We start from the raw sequence: 14812 nt of genomic DNA, 5'->3' as shown, positions 1-14812 counted from the left end.
GAGTGCGTCAGAACAGCCGCGGCGCCCCCGACTGCACGCCCTTCATCTCGTCGTAGTCGAGGGTGAGGCAGCGGATGCCGCGGTCGGTGGCGAGCACGCGGGCCTGGGGCTTGATCTCCTGGGCCGCGAAGATGCCGGTGACCGGAGCGAGCAGGGGGTCGCGGTTGAGCAGCTCGAGATAGCGCGTGAGCTGTTCGACACCGTCGATGTCGCCGCGGCGCTTGACCTCGATCGCGACGGTGCCGCCGGCGTCGTCGCGCAGCAGCAGGTCGACCGGACCGATCGCCGTGGGGTACTCGCGACGCACGAGTCGCAGGCCCTCGCCGACGACCGAGACCTGCTCGGCCAGCAGACGTTGCAGGTCGGCTTCGACGCCGTCCTTGATGAGGCCGGGGTCGACGCCGAGCTCGTGCGAGGAATCGTGGACGACCTCGTGGATGCGCACCAGCAGCGCGTCGCCCGTCTTGGCGTGGGTGACGCGCCACCGCTCGATCACGCCGTCTTCGACGTCGGCCTCATCGGGCTGTTCGAGCGTGAGACTGCACGGCGGGCTCATCCAGTTGAGCGGCTTGTACGAGCCGCCGTCGGAGTGCACGAGCAGGCTGCCGTCGCCCTTGTGCACGAGCAGGCGGGTGGCGAGGGGGAGATGCGCGTTGAGTCGGCCGGTGTAATCGACGGAGCAACGGGCGATGACGAGACGCACCCGTCGAGCCTAATCGCGCTCGCCGCCGGGTGTCAGCGACGGGCCTTCTCGGCCTCGGCGCTCTCGACGACGAGCGGCTTGGCTGCGCCCGAGAAGAGGCCGGATGCCACGATCAGGCCGACCACGATGAGCAGCGTGTTGAGCAGCCCGATGTGGTCGCCGATCCATCCGAGGATCGGGGGACCGCAGAGGAACGCGACGTACCCGATGGTCGCCGCGGCGGCCACGCGCGAGGCGGCCTTGGCGGGGTCGTCGGCGGCGGCCGACATGCCGATCGGGAAGCCGAGGGAGGCACCGAGACCCCACAGTGCCGCGCCCACGAACACCCACGGGCCGAACGGCGCGAGGATGAACAGCAGCAGGCCCGCGGCCGCGGTGGCCGCCAGCACCCGCAGCACCAGCACGCGACCGAGACGATCGACCACCGGTCCGCCGGCGATGCGTCCGACGGTCATCGCGACCGAGAAGACCGCGAGCACGGCGGGGCCGGCCTCTTCGGGTGCTCCGTGACCGTAGACGACGGCCGAGGGGAGCCAGTCGTTCGCGCTGCCCTCGGCGAACGCCATGCCCAGCATGATGACGCCGAGCGTGTACGTGCGCGGCTCGCGCCAGGCCTGCAGCGAGACCGCGAGGCGCTCGCGCCAGTGAGCGCGCTCCTCGGCGACGGGAGCGTCCATCGCGACCTCGGCGCGGGGAACGTTGGCGACCGAGACGAACGCCACCACGACGATGACCACGCCCATGGCCACGCAGTGCGCGACGACCGGGATGTCGAAGCGCACGGCGACGAAGCCGAGGGCGGCGCCGATCACCGTCCCGAAGCTGAAGAACGCGTGCAGCAGGGGCATGATCGTGCGGCCCGTGGCCTTCTCGAGGGCGGCGCCCTCGACGTTCATCATCACGTCGACGGCGCCGTTGCCGAACCCGAACAGGGCGAGGCCCACGAGCGCGACGGCGAAGAGCTGCAGGGAGTCGGTGCCGAAGCCGATGATGGCCAGGCCCACGCCCACGAGCACCAGCGCGACGAGCATTCCCGTGCGGGCGCCGATGCGGGCCATGACGGCGGGGGCGATGGAGAGTCCGATGATGGATGCCACACCCATGCCGAGCAGCAGGAGACCGACGCCGGAGTTCTCGATGCCGAGCGACTCGCGGATCGCCGGCACGCGCGAGGCCCAGGTCGAGATGCTGAGTCCGCTCGCGAGGAAGATGGCGCAGATCGCGACGTGCCAACGCACGAGTTGGGACCGGGTCAGCGTGGAATGCATGGCGCCACTGTACCGAATCGATTCGACGTCGATCGAATCGATTCGGAAGCGCGCGTGTCGCGGGTTACGATCGGCCCGTGAGCACCCGACGCGCCACCATCAGCGACGTCGCCCGCGAGGCGGGCGTCTCGCCGTCGACCGCCTCGGTGGTCTTCAGCGGCAAGACCCCCACCTCGGAGGCCACCCGGGCACGCGTGCTCGCCGCGGCTCAGAGTCTCGGCTACACCGGGCCCGACCCGCGCGCGGCCTCTCTGCGGCGCGGACGGTCGGGCATCGTCGGCGTCGTCTTCGACCAGCACCTCGGAACCGCCTTCCTCGACCCGGTGACCACGCACATGATGGACGGCCTCGCCGACGGGGTCTCGCGCCTGGGTGCGGCGTTGCTGCTGCTGCGCGACGACGGTGAGACGGTGAGTGAGCCGTCGCTCCACACCGCGCCCATCGACGCCGCCGTGCTGATCGGGTGCAGCCCCCGCATGCGCGACTCGCTCGAGATCGTCCGCGGACGCGGCATCCCGGTCGTCGTCGTCGAGGGCGACGCCGGCGAGGGGATCCCGCGCGTGCTGCTCGACAACACCGAGGCGCAGTCCGCCGCCGCCGAACACCTGGCCGGCCTCGGGCACCGCGACGTCGTTCTCGTCACCCTGCCGATCGACACGTCGCGGCGGCGGGGCTGGATCGCGTCCGACGAGGTCGTGCGCGTCGACGTCACCGCCGATCGACTGGCCGGGGCCCGTCGCGTGTTCCCCGACGCGCCCGCGCTGGCCGCGGCCACCAGCTCGATCGACGAGGGCGCGATCGCCGGACGCACGCTCTTCGCCGACCCCGCGAACCGCCCCACCGCGGTGATCGCGCAGAGCGACCTGCTGGCGGCCGGGGTCATCCGCGCCGCCGAAGAGGCGGGCCTCCGGGTTCCCGACGACGTCAGCGTGACGGGGTTCGACGGCGTCGTCGTCGACGGCCTGGCACCGCACGTGCTCACGACGCTGGTGCAGCCGGCCACCGCCAAGGGCCGCGCGGCCGGCGAGGCCGTCGCCGCGATGCTCGAGGATGCCGTGCCCTCGGGTCTGCGGTTGTCGTGCACGTTCCGCGAGGGCACGACGACCGCGCCGCCGCGTACCACATGAGGTCGCGGGCAGCGGCGAGTCTCATGCTCCGCATAGAATAGTCACGACACCCCGAGAGCCCGGGCACTCCGCCCGTCGACACCCGAGGAGGCCCGACCATGCTGATATTCCTCGGCGCCTTCGCGGCTCTCCCGCTCCTGCTCCCGTGGCTCGTCTCGCGCATCGGAGCTCGGGCGTTCTACGTCGCGGCGGTGCTTCCGGCACTCGCCTTCGCCTTCGCCATCGTGCAGGCCGCGTCGGTCTTCGGCGGAGACATTCCGTTCGAGGAATACCAGTGGATTCCCGCGCTGGGCGTCTCGCTCTCGATGCGCATGGACGTGCTGGGCTGGCTGCTGACCCTCGTCGTCACGGGCGTCGGCGCGCTCGTCATGCTCTACTGCCGCTGGTACTTCCGCGGCAAGACGCAGGGCGTCGGGCAGTTCTCGGCCGTGCTGCTGGCCTTCGCCGGCGCGATGTACGGCCTCGTGCTCACCGACGACATCGTCGTGCTCGTCATGCTGTGGGAAGCCACGAGCGTGCTGTCGTACCTGCTCATCGGCTACTACCACGGTCGTGCGGCGAGTCGCCGTGCCGCCCTTCAGGCCCTGCTCGTGACGACCCTCGGCGGCTTGGTCATGCTGATCGGCGTGGTGCTGCTGGTGGTGCAGGCGGGCACCTCGAGCCTGTCGGCGATCCTCGCCGATCCCCCCGTGGGGACGGTCGTCGACATCGCCGTGCTGCTGCTGCTCGTGGGCGCGCTGAGCAAATCGGCCATCTTCCCCTTCCACTTCTGGCTGCCCGGCGCCATGGCCGCTCCCACCCCGGTGAGCGCCTACCTCCACGCCGCCGCCATGGTGAAGGCCGGCATCTACCTCATCGCGCGGCTCGCCCCCGGCTTCGCCGACACCCCGTTCTGGCGCCCGACGCTGATCACCCTCGGTGTCTTCACCATGCTGCTGGGCGGTTTCCAGGCGCTGCGCGAACGCGACCTGAAGCGCATCCTGGCCTTCGGTACGGTCAGCCAGCTCGGCTTCCTCACCGTCATGCTGGGCTATGGAACGCGCGATGCCGCCCTCGCGGGCGTCGCTCTGCTGCTCAGCCACGCTCTGTTCAAGTCGTGCCTGTTCCTCGTGGTCGGCGTCATCGACCGTCAGCTCTCCACGCGTGACATCGGCGAGCTCTCGGGTGTCGGACGCCAGGCCCCGGTCATGGCCACGGCCTCGTTCATCGCGATCGCGTCGATGGCCGGCGTCATCCCCACGTTGGGCTTCGTCGCGAAAGAGACTGCTCTCACCGCCCTGCTGCACGAGGCCGAGGGCGGCGCCGGATGGGGTCTCGTCGCCCTGATCGGCATCGTGCTGGGTTCCGCTCTGACGGCGGCGTACGGCATCCGGTTCCTCTGGGGTGCGTACTGGACCAAGCGCGACGTCGAGAAGACCGAGTGGCCCGACCCGCCCATCGGCTTCCTCTCGGCCCCGGTGCTGCTGTCGGCGGCCTCGCTCGCGCTCGGTTTCCTGGCGCCGATCGTCGACCACTGGCTCGCGCCCTACGCCGACGAGCTGCCCGAGGCGACGGCCGGCGTTCCCGCGCCCGAGTACCCGTACCACCTCGCGCTCTGGCACGGTCTGGAGCCGGCGCTGTTCATCTCGCTGGGCACGCTCGCGCTCGGCGCCGGGGTGTTCTGGGTCGTGCGCAAGACGCAGCTGCACAAGCGCCGCCGCGTGCTGCCGTTCACGGCGAACGACGTCTACAACGCCACCCTGCGCGGCATCGACCACACGTCGGAGTGGGTCACCGCGCGCTTCCAGCGCGGCTCGCTGCCGTTCTACGTGGGCACGATCTTCGTCGTTCTCGTGGTGGCCGAGGGCACCGCGTTGCTCGCCTCGAGCGAGTGGCGCGCGCAGCTCGACGCGTGGCAGTCGCCGGCGCAGCTGATCTCGGCGCCGATCATGATCGCCGCGGGCATCCTCGCCGTGCGGGCGCGCAAGCGCTACACCGGCGTCGCGCTCGTGTCGGTCACCGGCCTCGGCATGGTCGTGCTCTTCGCCACCAGCGGCGCCCCCGACCTCGCCCTCACGCAGGTGCTCATCGAGACGGTGACCCTGGTCGTGTTCGCGCTCGTGCTGCGGCGTCTGCCGGCCCGCATGGGCGAGCAGAACGAATCGGTCGCCCCCCTTGCGCGCGCCGTGCTCGGCGCCGGCGTGGGTCTCACCATGGCCCTGGTCGCCGTCGTCGCGACCGGCGCCCGGCAAGACCTTCCCATCTCGCTCGAGTGGCCGGCCCTGGCGTACGAGATCGGTCACGGCCGCAACGTCGTCAACGTCGCGCTGGTCGACCTGCGCGGGTGGGACACCATGGGCGAGCTCTCGGTGCTCGTGCTCGCGGCCACGGGCGTGGCATCGCTCGTCTTCATCACCGACCGCAGCGACAACCTGTCGCGGCGCTCGGGCACGGCCCGCAGTCGCACGGGTCTCGGTCGCCGTCGCCCGCTCGTCGAGACCGACAGCGGAGTGCGGGCCCAGCGCGTGGGCGAGACCGATGCTCCGCGGGCCTGGCTCATCTCGGGGTCGAAGGTGCAGCCCGAGAACCGGTCGATCCTGCTCGAGATCATCATCCGGGTGCTCTTCCACTCGATCATGATCGTGTCGCTGTACCTGCTGTTCGCCGGGCACAACCTCCCCGGCGGCGGCTTCGCCGGCGGTCTGGTCGCCGGCATGGGCCTGGTCATGCGCTACATCGCCGGGGGGCGATGGGAGCTCGGCGCCGCCGCCCCCACCGACGCCGGCCGGCTGCTGGGCGCGGGCATGGCGATCGCCGTGCTGTGCGCGCTGGTGCCGATGGCCTTCGGTTTCGCGCCTCTGCAGAGCTTCACGTTCGAGGGCGAGTTGCCGCTCATCGGTCACTGGGAGTTCGTCACCAGCACGATCTTCGACGTGGGCGTCTACCTCGTCGTCATCGGCCTGGTGCTCGACGTGCTGCGCAGCCTCGGCGCCGAAGTCGACAGGCAGTCGCTGCATCCCGAAGACGCGGAGGTGGTGGGCCCGTGACCATCTCTCTCGTCCTCGTCATCGTGATGGCCGTGCTCTTCGCGTGCGGCGTGTACGCGATGCTCGAGCGCAGCCTGACCCGCGTGCTCATCGGCTTCCTGCTGCTGGGCAACGCCGCCAATCTGCTGCTGCTCATCGTCATGGGCGCTCCGGGCAGAGCGCCGTTCTACGACGGGCAGACCGACCCCGCCGACATGTCCGACGCGCTGCCGCAGGCCCTGACGCTGACGGCCATCGTCATCACGTTCGGCATCTCGGCGTTCCTGCTCGCGTTGATCTACCGGTCCTGGCAGCTGGGTCAGGCCGACACGGTCATCGACGACGCCGACGACGTGGCTCTTCGTACGCGCACGGCGACCGAGCCCGAAGACGCCATGGACGAAGAGTCGCGTTCCGACGACGACGACGTCACCACCGACTTCGTGGGCGACGTGGCCTCGCCCATCCGGGTGCTGCACCAGGGCGACCTGTCGCAGCTCGTCGACGACGCACCGGTCGACCGCGTCGCCGTGCAGCGCGACGACGCTCCCACCCCCGACTCCCGCGACCCCCAGGATGGTGATCGCCCGTGAGCGCCCTCGTTCCCCTGCTCGTCGGCATCCCGCTCATCGGCGCCGCGATCAACCTCGTGTTCGGTCGTCGCAAGAAGACGCAGATCGTCGTGTCGGTGGCATCTCTCACGGCCGTGCTCGTGCTCGGCGCCGTGCTGCTCGTCGAGGTGGACACGAACGGCCCCCTCGCCGTGGCCATCGCCGCGTGGGACATCCCGTTCGGCATCGTGCTGTACGTCGACGTGCTCGCCGCGCTCCTGGTGGTGGTCACCAGCATCGTGCTGCTCGCCGTGCTGCTGTTCTCGATCGGCCAGGGAGCCGCCGACAACGACGAGGACACCCCGGTCTCGATCTTCTACCCGGCCTACCTCATCCTCGGCGCGGGTATCTTCAACGCCTTCATCGCGGGCGACCTGTTCAACCTCTACGTCGGCTTCGAGATCCTGCTCGTCGCCTCGTACGTGCTCATCACCCTCGGCGGTACCGAGTCGCGCATCCGCACGGGGGTCGTCTACATCGTCGTCTCGCTGGTGTCGTCGATCCTCTTCCTCGCCGCGATCGCGATGGTCTACGGCGCGCTCGGCACGGTCAACATGGTGCAGATCAGCGAGCGCATGGCGCTGCTACCGCAGGACACCCAGACGATCCTGCATCTCATGCTGCTTCTCGCGTTCGCCATCAAGGCGGCCGTGTTCCCCCTGTCGTTCTGGCTGCCCGACTCGTACCCGACGGCTCCGGCGCCGGTGACCGCGGTGTTCGCGGGTCTTCTGACCAAGGTGGGCGTCTACGCGATCATCCGCACCGAGACGCAGCTGTTCGTCGACAACGACCTCAACTTCCTGCTGATGATGGTGGCGCTGTCGACGATGATCGTCGGCATCCTGGGCGCCGTCGCGCAGGCCGAGCTCAAACGCATCCTGTCGTTCACGCTGGTGAGCCACATCGGCTACATGATCTTCGGTCTGGCCATCAACACGCCGCTGGCGGTGGGGGCGACGATCTACTACATCGTCCACCACATCATCGTGCAGACCACGCTGTTCCTCGCGGTGGGCCTCATCGAGCGCCGCGCGGGCAGCACCTCGATCCTCAAGGTGAAGGGCCTCATGCGGGCCGCGCCCCTCCTGGCGGTGCTGTACTTCATCCCGGCCATCAACCTCGGCGGTCTGCCGCCCTTCTCGGGCTTCATCGGCAAGTACGCGCTCTTCGACGCGGCGGCCCAGGTGGGGACGCCGGTGATGATGGTGCTGATCGTGGGCGGGATCGCGACGTCGATCCTGACGCTCTACGCCCTGATGCGCGCGTGGAATCTGTCGTTCTGGCGCGAGAACGAGGATTCGCCCGAGACGATGGAGCGCGTCGCCTACCTCGGCAACGCCCCCGCCGCGACGATCTCGACCGAGCGTCGCGCGATCCCGCGCATCATGACCTCGGCGACCGTCGGCATGGTGGCCGTCACCCTGGCGCTGACGGTGTTCGCGGGCCCGCTGCTCGACATGTGCCTGCGGGCGGGCGTCACCATCACCGACGGCGTGAGTCTCGTGCAGGTGCGGGAACAGGCGGGTCAGCAATGAGCCCGTCGCGCCGGTCCCAGGTGGGGCTGTTCCTGCACCAGCTGCCGTTCCTGGTGTGGCTGGTCGCCCTGTGGATGCTGCTGTGGGGCCAGTTCACCTGGCTGGCGTTCCTCACCGGTCTGGTGGCGGCCATCTTCGTCACGCGGGTGTTCCGCCTGCCCCCGGTCGAGCTGTCCGGCCGCATCAACCTCTGGTACGGGCTCGTCTTCGTCGTCACCTTCCTCGGCGCGGTCATCCGCGGCTCGCTCATCGTGGCGTGGCAGGTCGTCGATCTCCGGCGGCAGCCGGGGGCCGCGATCATCGCGGTGCCTCTGCGTGTCGACGACGACGTGATCATGGCGCACACCGCCGTCACGGCATCCCTCATTCCCGGCTCGCTCATCGTCGACGTCGACCGCGAGAACCGCACCCTGTTCCTGCACACCATCGGCGTGCGAAGCGATGCGGATGCCGAGCATCAGCGCCGCGTCGTGCTCGGCTGGGAAGCCCGCATCACGCGGGCCGTCGGCTCGAAGGAAGAGCTGCAGGAGCTGCGGGCCAAGATCGCCGAGTCCGACGCCGACGCCCGGCATGGAGCCGAGACCCCGCGCGACGGGAGAACCCTGCTGTGAACCCGCTCGTCGTCGTCATCCTCGCCGTCTTCGCCGCCGCCGCGGTGCTGGCGCTGATCCGCCTCGTGATCGGCCCGTCGATCCTCGACCGCGCCGTGGCCGCCGACGTGCTGCTCACCGAGGTGCTCTGCATCCTGGGTGCCGACATGGTGATCAACAAGCACACCCAGTCGCTGCCCGCGATGCTCATCATCGCCGCGGTCGGCGTGTTCGGCTCGATCGCGGTCGCCCGTTTCGTCGCGCGCAAGGAGAACCCGAGATGACCCTCGACTCCGTTCTCGACACCGTCGCGCTCGTGCTCGTGCTCATCGGCGCGGTGCTGTGCCTGACCGCGACGATCGGCCTGCTGCGCTGGCGCGACGTGCCTACCCGTCTGCACGCGGCCACCAAGCCGCAGGTGCTCGGCGTACTGCTCATCGTGTCGGCGGTCGCGCTGTCGCTGCGCACGTGGGAGGCCCTCGCCTTCGGCATCCCGATCGTGCTCATCCAGTTCGCGACCGCCCCTCTGGCCGCCCACATGGTCGGACGCGCCGCGTACCGCAACCGCACGACCGACGAGAAGAACCTGTACATCGACGAACTGCACCACAGCACCGAGCAGCCCGGGGCGACGGGCGCGCAGTCGCGCCCCGAGAGCTGAGGTCAGACGCCGGCGTCGCGCACGTCTTCGCGTGCCTGCGGCGACGGGGTGCCGTCCTGCGGGTCGGGCGTCTCGGTGCGGTGATCGAGTTCGCGCGCCTCGCGCTCTTCGCGGCGGCCTTCGGCCAGGAACGCCAGGCGGTCCAGGCACTCGTGGTTGCGCAGGACGAGCATCGGTTTCCACAGGGCCGCGGGCAGCAGCGACGCCGCGCCCGAGACGGGTTCCTCGAGGATCGTGACCGCGGTGCCGTCGGCGTGCGGCCGGGCGTCGATGCGGATCACCCCGCGACCCAGGATGCCGGCCTTCGGCCGCAGCCGCAGCCGGTGCGGCGGAGACCACTCGACGATCTCGGTCTCGTCGTGCATCATGACCGGCCAGATGCCGAGGGAGTGGTGGATGCGCGCGCCCTCGCGCGGCCAGTGCTCGTCGACGTCGCGCATGCGCGCCGCCCCGACGACCCACACGGGGTACAGCCAGCCGTCGGACAGCACGGCGAACAGGTCGTCGGGCGTGCAGCGCATCAGGCGTGTGTTGCGGGCGGCCATGGTGTCCCCTCGGTCGTCGTGACTCGACTTTACGGCGCGGGCGGCTCGGCGGCCTCGGGACTTGACGGGGGCGGGGGAGCCCCGGGGCGGGGGAGCCGTGGAGCCGTCCACGGGGACGGCGAAGCAACCGGGCGTCGAGGAACGCCCGGTCGCTCCGGTGGGCTCAGCGGCCTCGGTGTACCGAAGCCGAGTCAGCCGGCCGTGATGTCGGTCACCACGCCCTTCGCCAGACGCAGGCGACGGTGGGCTCGGCGTGCGACGGCGGAGTCGTGGGTCACCACCACGAGCGTCAGGCCCTCGGCGTTCAGTCCCTCGAGTACCTCGAGGATCTCGTCGCGCATGCTCTCGTCGAGGTTGCCCGTCGGCTCGTCGGCCAGCAGCACCCGGGGCTGCTTGGCGATCGCCCGCGCGATCGCGACGCGCTGCTGCTGCCCGCCCGACAGCTCGCCCGGGCGGTGGTCGCGGCGATCGGCGAGCCCCACGCGTTCCAGGGCTTCGGTCACGCGCCGTCGCCGCTCGTCGTTGTCGAGACCGAGCGGCTCGAGGCCCATGTCGACGTTCTCGGCGGCGGTGAGCGTGGGGATGAGGTTGAAGCCCTGGAACACGAAGCCGATCTCGGCGGCGCGCACGCGGTTCAGGTCGGAGTTCGAGGCGCGTGCGATGTCGAGGTCGCCGAGCGTCACCGACCCGGCGGAGGGGCGATCGAGAGCGCCGAGCATCTGCAGCAGCGTCGACTTGCCGCCGCCGGTGGGGCCCTGGATGGTGACGAAGTCGCCCCCGGCGATGTCGAGGTCGACGCCGGCCAATGCCTGCACCGTGGTGTCGCGTCGGCGGTAGGTGCGGGTGACGCCCCGCAGGCGGTAGGCGGTCAGGGTATCGGTGGGGGCGGTGAGGGTCATGATGTCTCCTTCGAAAACGGGATTCTGGTCACGCGACCGAGCGGAGGGCGGCGGCGGGGCTGAGGCGTGCGGCACGCCACCCGCCGAAGGCGCCGGCGAGCACGCCGCCCAGCACGGCGATGCCGACGGCCGCCACCACGACCACGGGGGTCACGGGCGCACTGAGCACGATGTCGGTGGCCTGCGCGGCGGCCTGGCCGAAGCCGCCCCCACCGCCGGGACCGCCCTGACCGCCGGGGCCACCCGTGGTGGCGTTCGACGTCACCGAGACGGTGGGCGAGATGACGTTGATCAGCAGGATGCCGCCGAGGCCGAGGATCAGACCCGCGACGCCGCCGATGAGGCCCTGCGCGAACGATTCCCCGGCGACCTGGCGGACGATCCGGCCGTTGGACCAGCCGATGGCCTTGAGGGTGCCGAACTCCCGCGTGCGGCGTGCCACGCCGGAGATCGTGAACAGCACCGCGAGCGACAGAGCCACCAGCAGGACCACGATCGACAGCCAGGTGCCGAGGTTCGAGATGAGCGATGACGCGCTGGACAGCGAGCCCGAGACCGTCGAGGCGAGCTCCGACTGCGAGCTGACGGTGGCGTCGGGCAGCGCGGTCGAGACCTCGCTCTGCACCGTGTCGATGGCATCCGCGGAATCGGCCTGCACGTAGACGGTCGAGACCACGTCGCCGACGCCCGCGAGACTCTGGGCGACGTCGAGCGGCAAGTACACGTTCGCTGCGGTGTCGGCATCGGACGACGCCGAGGCCACGACGCCGACGATCTGCATCGTCGTTCCGCCCACGTCGATCGTCCCGCCCACGGCCAGCCCGGCGCTCGCCGCGTACGTGGCGTCGATCACGGCGACGTCGGTGCCGGCGTCGGCAGCGGTGAGACCCCGGCCGTCGGTGACCGTCACCGACGACAGCGGACCGACCGTGGCGGCGGGGTCGACGCCCAGCACACTGAACGAGTCGACGCCGAACGCACTGCCGCCGTCGCCGCCGGGGCCGCCGGACGGCGGCTGGCCCGCACCGCCGCCCATGCCGCCTCCGGTGCCCGTGCCCGCGTCGGTGGTGGCGCTGCGGTCGGGCATCTGGCCCGAGAACGTCGTGTTCGTCAGGGCCAGGGCCCCGGTGGCGGCGGACACGCCGTCGAGACCGGTGACGGTGGCGACGGTCGAGGCATCGAGGGTCGCGCGCATCCTGTCGGTCATGAGGCGCGACTGGCTGAGGGTGGTCGTGCCGTCCTGCGTCGAGCCGGCGTCGGCGCCGAAGTCGAACCGCGGCCCGCCCCCGTCCTCGCCGGGCTGGGCCTGCGCCCCGGTGACGGTGAGGTCGGTGCCGACCCCGTACACCGACGAGAGGGCCTGCGACTGCGCGTCGCGCACGCCCGCCGAGAGCGCGTTGACGATGATGACGAGCGCGATGGCGATCGCGAGTCCGACCGCGACGATCACGGTCTGTTTGGTGCGGCCGGCGAGTTCGCGCCGCAGGTAGGTGCCGTACATGTCTCTCCTCTCGGACGCGGGGTGCGGCCGTGTTCCCGAAGGTAGGAACGACGCCCTCACCCTTCCCTCACCGTTGCTATGAAGCGGGTATGTCGCGTGACTCCGGGGCCCGTGAGGCTGCATGCTGGCTCTCGTGACCTCCCGCCCCGCACCCCTGGCCCGCCCCGACGGCTCTCCCATCCGTGCCGTCGTCGTCGACGACGAAGCGAACCTCAGCGAGCTGCTGCGCATGGCGCTGCAGAACGAGGGCTGGGACGTGCGCACGGCCGCGAACGGACAGGAGGCGTGGGGTGTCATCCGCGAGTTCTCGCCCGATCTGCTCGTGCTCGACATCATGATGCCGGGCGTCGACGGCAGGGAACTGCTGTCGCGCCTGCGCGCGGCCGGCAACGACGCCCCGGTTCTGTTCCTCACCGCGAAGGACGCGGTGGAGGACCGCATCGCGGGGATCTCGGCCGGGGCCGACGACTACGTCACGAAGCCCTTCAACCTCGAGGAGGTCATCGTGCGTCTGCGCGGGATGGCCCGGCGCCACGTCGCCGCCGTCGCAGACGCCGACCCGCGGCTGCGCGTGGGCGACCTGTCGCTCGACGAGGAGTCCTACGAGGTCGAGCGCGGTGGCATCCCGATCAAGCTCACCGCGAGGGAGTTCGAACTGCTGCGCTACCTCATGCAGAATCCGCGGCGGGTGCTGAGCAAGGCGCAGATCCTCGACCAGGTGTGGAGCTACGACTTCGGCGGCAACGGCAGCGTGGTGGAGATTTACATCTCGTACCTGCGGAAGAAGATCGACACCCTCGGCGAGCCCCTCATCCACACGGTCCGCGGGGTCGGCTACACGATCAAGACGCCATGACGCAGAGGCGATCGACCCGGCGTCGCTGGACGCTGCGGCGCACGCTCGTGGCGGGGACGAGTGTGCTCGTGGCCCTCGCCTTCGTCGTGATGAGCGTCGCGACGATCCTGTCGCTGCGCTCCTTCGCGTTCGACCGCCTCGACGATCAGGTGCGCGAGGGACTGTCGTTCGCCGCCGGACGGGGCGGCTTCGACGGGCGGGGCGATGCCGACCGGCCCCCGGGAATGGATGCCGCGAGCCCCGCGCCGCGGGTCGGCACCCTGCTGGTGGTGATCGCCGGCGACGGCTCGGTGCAGACCTCGGAGTACACGCGCGCCGACGGCACCGAGGTCACGGTGAGCGACGATCAGGTCGCCCAGCTGCGCTCTTCGGTCGCGACCGACCGCACACCGACGACCGTGGATCTGGGCGGAGACCTCGGCGCCTTCCGCATCGCGGCGGCCGAGAACGACGGCACCACGGTCATCGCCGGCAACTCGGAGGCCGACGTGACGGCGACCACGTCGGCGCTGACGGGGATCCTCATCGCGGTCTCGGCGGTCACCCTGCTCATCGCGGTGCTCACCCTGTCGCTCTTCGTGCGGAGGAGCCTGCGGCCGCTCGACCGGGTGGCCGACGTCGCCCAGCGCGTGTCGACGCTGTCGCTCGACGCGGGGAGCGTCGACATCCCCGACCGGGTCGCCGCGGCCGACACCGACGCCGATACCGAGGTGGGCCGGGTGGGCTCCTCGCTCAACGATCTGCTGGGGCACGTGCAGTCGTCTTTGTCCGCGCGCCAGCACAGCGAGGAGCAGCTGCGGCGGTTCATCGCGGATGCCAGTCACGAACTGCGCACGCCGCTGTCGAGCATCCGTGGCTACGCGCAGCTGTCGCTGGGCGAAGCCGGTCCGATGACCCCGACGCAGGCCCGCTCATTCGACCGGATCGAGTCGGAGGCCGAGCGCATGGCATCCCTCGTCGACGACCTGTTGCTGCTGGCGCGTCTGGACGCCGGCCAGCCGCTGCGCCGCGAAGAGGTGGAACTGACCCTTCTCGCCGTCGACGCCGTGAGCGACGCGCAGGCGGCGGACGCCACGCACGAGTGGCGTCTCGACGTCACCGACGACCTCATATCGGTGCCCGGCGACGAGAACCGCCTGCGCCAGGTCGTCGCGAACCTGCTGCGCAACGCCCAGACGCACACGCCGGCCGGAACGGTGGTGACGCTGTCACTCGCACGCGCGGGCGGCGAGGCCGTCTTGCGCGTCGCCGACACCGGCCCGGGGATCGACCCCGGCATCGCGGAGCGGCTGTTCGAGCGCTTCGCCCGCGGCGACGACTCGCGCAACCGCGACGCCGGCAGCACCGGCTTGGGATTGTCGATCGCCCAGGCGATCACGGCGGCGCAAGGGGGCTCGATCGCGGTCGAGAGCGTGCCGGGCCGGACGGTGTTCGAGGTGCGGCTGCCTGCGGCGTGAGTCGCCAGAATTCGTCGCCGTCGGGCTGTTCCCCGCGACGAATTCTGGCACTTC

Annotated in this window: 14 protein-coding genes; 9 read left to right on the top strand and 5 right to left on the bottom strand. The window is 70.7% G+C overall.

Annotated features, from left to right (window positions below; translation table 11 throughout):
* Positions 1-7: 7 nt before the first annotated feature.
* Positions 8-703, bottom strand: a complete 696-nt coding sequence (gene nucS, locus ASG45_RS01320) for an endonuclease NucS (protein WP_055832263.1) — start codon at positions 701-703, stop codon at positions 8-10.
* A 32-nt stretch (positions 704-735) separates the two neighbouring features.
* Positions 736-1971, bottom strand: a complete 1236-nt coding sequence (locus tag ASG45_RS01315; RefSeq protein ID WP_055832261.1) for an MFS transporter — start codon at positions 1969-1971, stop codon at positions 736-738.
* Between the two features lie 77 nt (positions 1972-2048).
* Between ASG45_RS01315 and ASG45_RS01310 the strand changes: the two genes are divergently transcribed.
* From ASG45_RS01310 to mnhG, 7 genes are all read left to right on the top strand, one after another.
* A complete protein-coding gene (locus tag ASG45_RS01310; protein WP_055832259.1) occupies positions 2049-3098 on the top strand; it encodes a LacI family DNA-binding transcriptional regulator in 1050 nt (349 codons plus the stop codon).
* Positions 3099-3196: 98 nt separating this feature from the next.
* Positions 3197-6124, top strand: coding sequence for a Na+/H+ antiporter subunit A (locus tag ASG45_RS01305; RefSeq protein WP_055832257.1), 2928 nt, complete (start codon positions 3197-3199; stop codon positions 6122-6124).
* A complete protein-coding gene (locus tag ASG45_RS01300) occupies positions 6121-6696 on the top strand; it encodes a Na(+)/H(+) antiporter subunit C (RefSeq protein ID WP_055832253.1) in 576 nt (191 codons plus the stop codon). The genes ASG45_RS01305 and ASG45_RS01300 overlap by 4 nt, the downstream gene beginning before the upstream one ends.
* On the top strand, positions 6693-8249 hold the full coding sequence (locus tag ASG45_RS01295) for a Na+/H+ antiporter subunit D (RefSeq protein ID WP_055832246.1): 1557 nt from the start codon (positions 6693-6695) through the stop codon (positions 8247-8249). The genes ASG45_RS01300 and ASG45_RS01295 overlap by 4 nt, the downstream gene beginning before the upstream one ends.
* The gene (locus ASG45_RS01290) at positions 8246-8860 is read left to right on the top strand and encodes a Na+/H+ antiporter subunit E (protein WP_055832244.1); all 615 of its coding nucleotides are present in this window, start codon (positions 8246-8248) and stop codon (positions 8858-8860) included. Before ASG45_RS01295 ends, ASG45_RS01290 begins: the two co-directional genes overlap by 4 nt.
* Positions 8857-9123: a monovalent cation/H+ antiporter complex subunit F gene (locus ASG45_RS01285; RefSeq protein WP_055832242.1), complete on the top strand. Its 267-nt coding sequence runs from the start codon at positions 8857-8859 to the stop codon at positions 9121-9123. Before ASG45_RS01290 ends, ASG45_RS01285 begins: the two co-directional genes overlap by 4 nt.
* The gene (gene mnhG, locus ASG45_RS01280) at positions 9120-9500 is read left to right on the top strand and encodes a monovalent cation/H(+) antiporter subunit G (RefSeq protein ID WP_055832240.1); all 381 of its coding nucleotides are present in this window, start codon (positions 9120-9122) and stop codon (positions 9498-9500) included. The genes ASG45_RS01285 and mnhG overlap by 4 nt, the downstream gene beginning before the upstream one ends.
* Before the next feature lie 2 nt (positions 9501-9502).
* On the opposite strand, the gene ASG45_RS01275 is transcribed toward mnhG, so the two are convergent.
* The 3 genes from ASG45_RS01275 to ASG45_RS01265 form a co-directional block, all read right to left on the bottom strand.
* Positions 9503-10045 carry an SRPBCC family protein gene (locus ASG45_RS01275; protein WP_055832238.1) on the bottom strand — a complete coding sequence of 181 codons (543 nt, stop codon included), beginning with the start codon at positions 10043-10045 and terminating at the stop codon, positions 9503-9505.
* 191 nt (positions 10046-10236) lie between these two features.
* Positions 10237-10944, bottom strand: coding sequence for an ABC transporter ATP-binding protein (locus tag ASG45_RS01270; RefSeq protein ID WP_055832236.1), 708 nt, complete (start codon positions 10942-10944; stop codon positions 10237-10239).
* A 28-nt stretch (positions 10945-10972) separates the two neighbouring features.
* Positions 10973-12445: an ABC transporter permease gene (locus ASG45_RS01265; protein WP_055832235.1), complete on the bottom strand. Its 1473-nt coding sequence runs from the start codon at positions 12443-12445 to the stop codon at positions 10973-10975.
* Positions 12446-12566: 121 nt separating this feature from the next.
* On the opposite strand from ASG45_RS01265, the gene ASG45_RS01260 reads away from it, so the two are divergent.
* The gene (locus ASG45_RS01260) at positions 12567-13301 is read left to right on the top strand and encodes a response regulator transcription factor (RefSeq protein WP_055832233.1); all 735 of its coding nucleotides are present in this window, start codon (positions 12567-12569) and stop codon (positions 13299-13301) included.
* A complete protein-coding gene (locus ASG45_RS01255; RefSeq protein WP_055832231.1) occupies positions 13298-14758 on the top strand; it encodes a sensor histidine kinase in 1461 nt (486 codons plus the stop codon). The genes ASG45_RS01260 and ASG45_RS01255 overlap by 4 nt, the downstream gene beginning before the upstream one ends.
* The last annotated feature ends 54 nt before the right edge of the window (positions 14759-14812 follow it).

Source organism: Microbacterium sp. Leaf436, from assembly GCF_001424715.1.
Lineage (GTDB): Bacteria > Actinomycetota > Actinomycetes > Actinomycetales > Microbacteriaceae > Microbacterium.
This window is presented reverse-complemented; position numbering and strand designations above follow the sequence as displayed.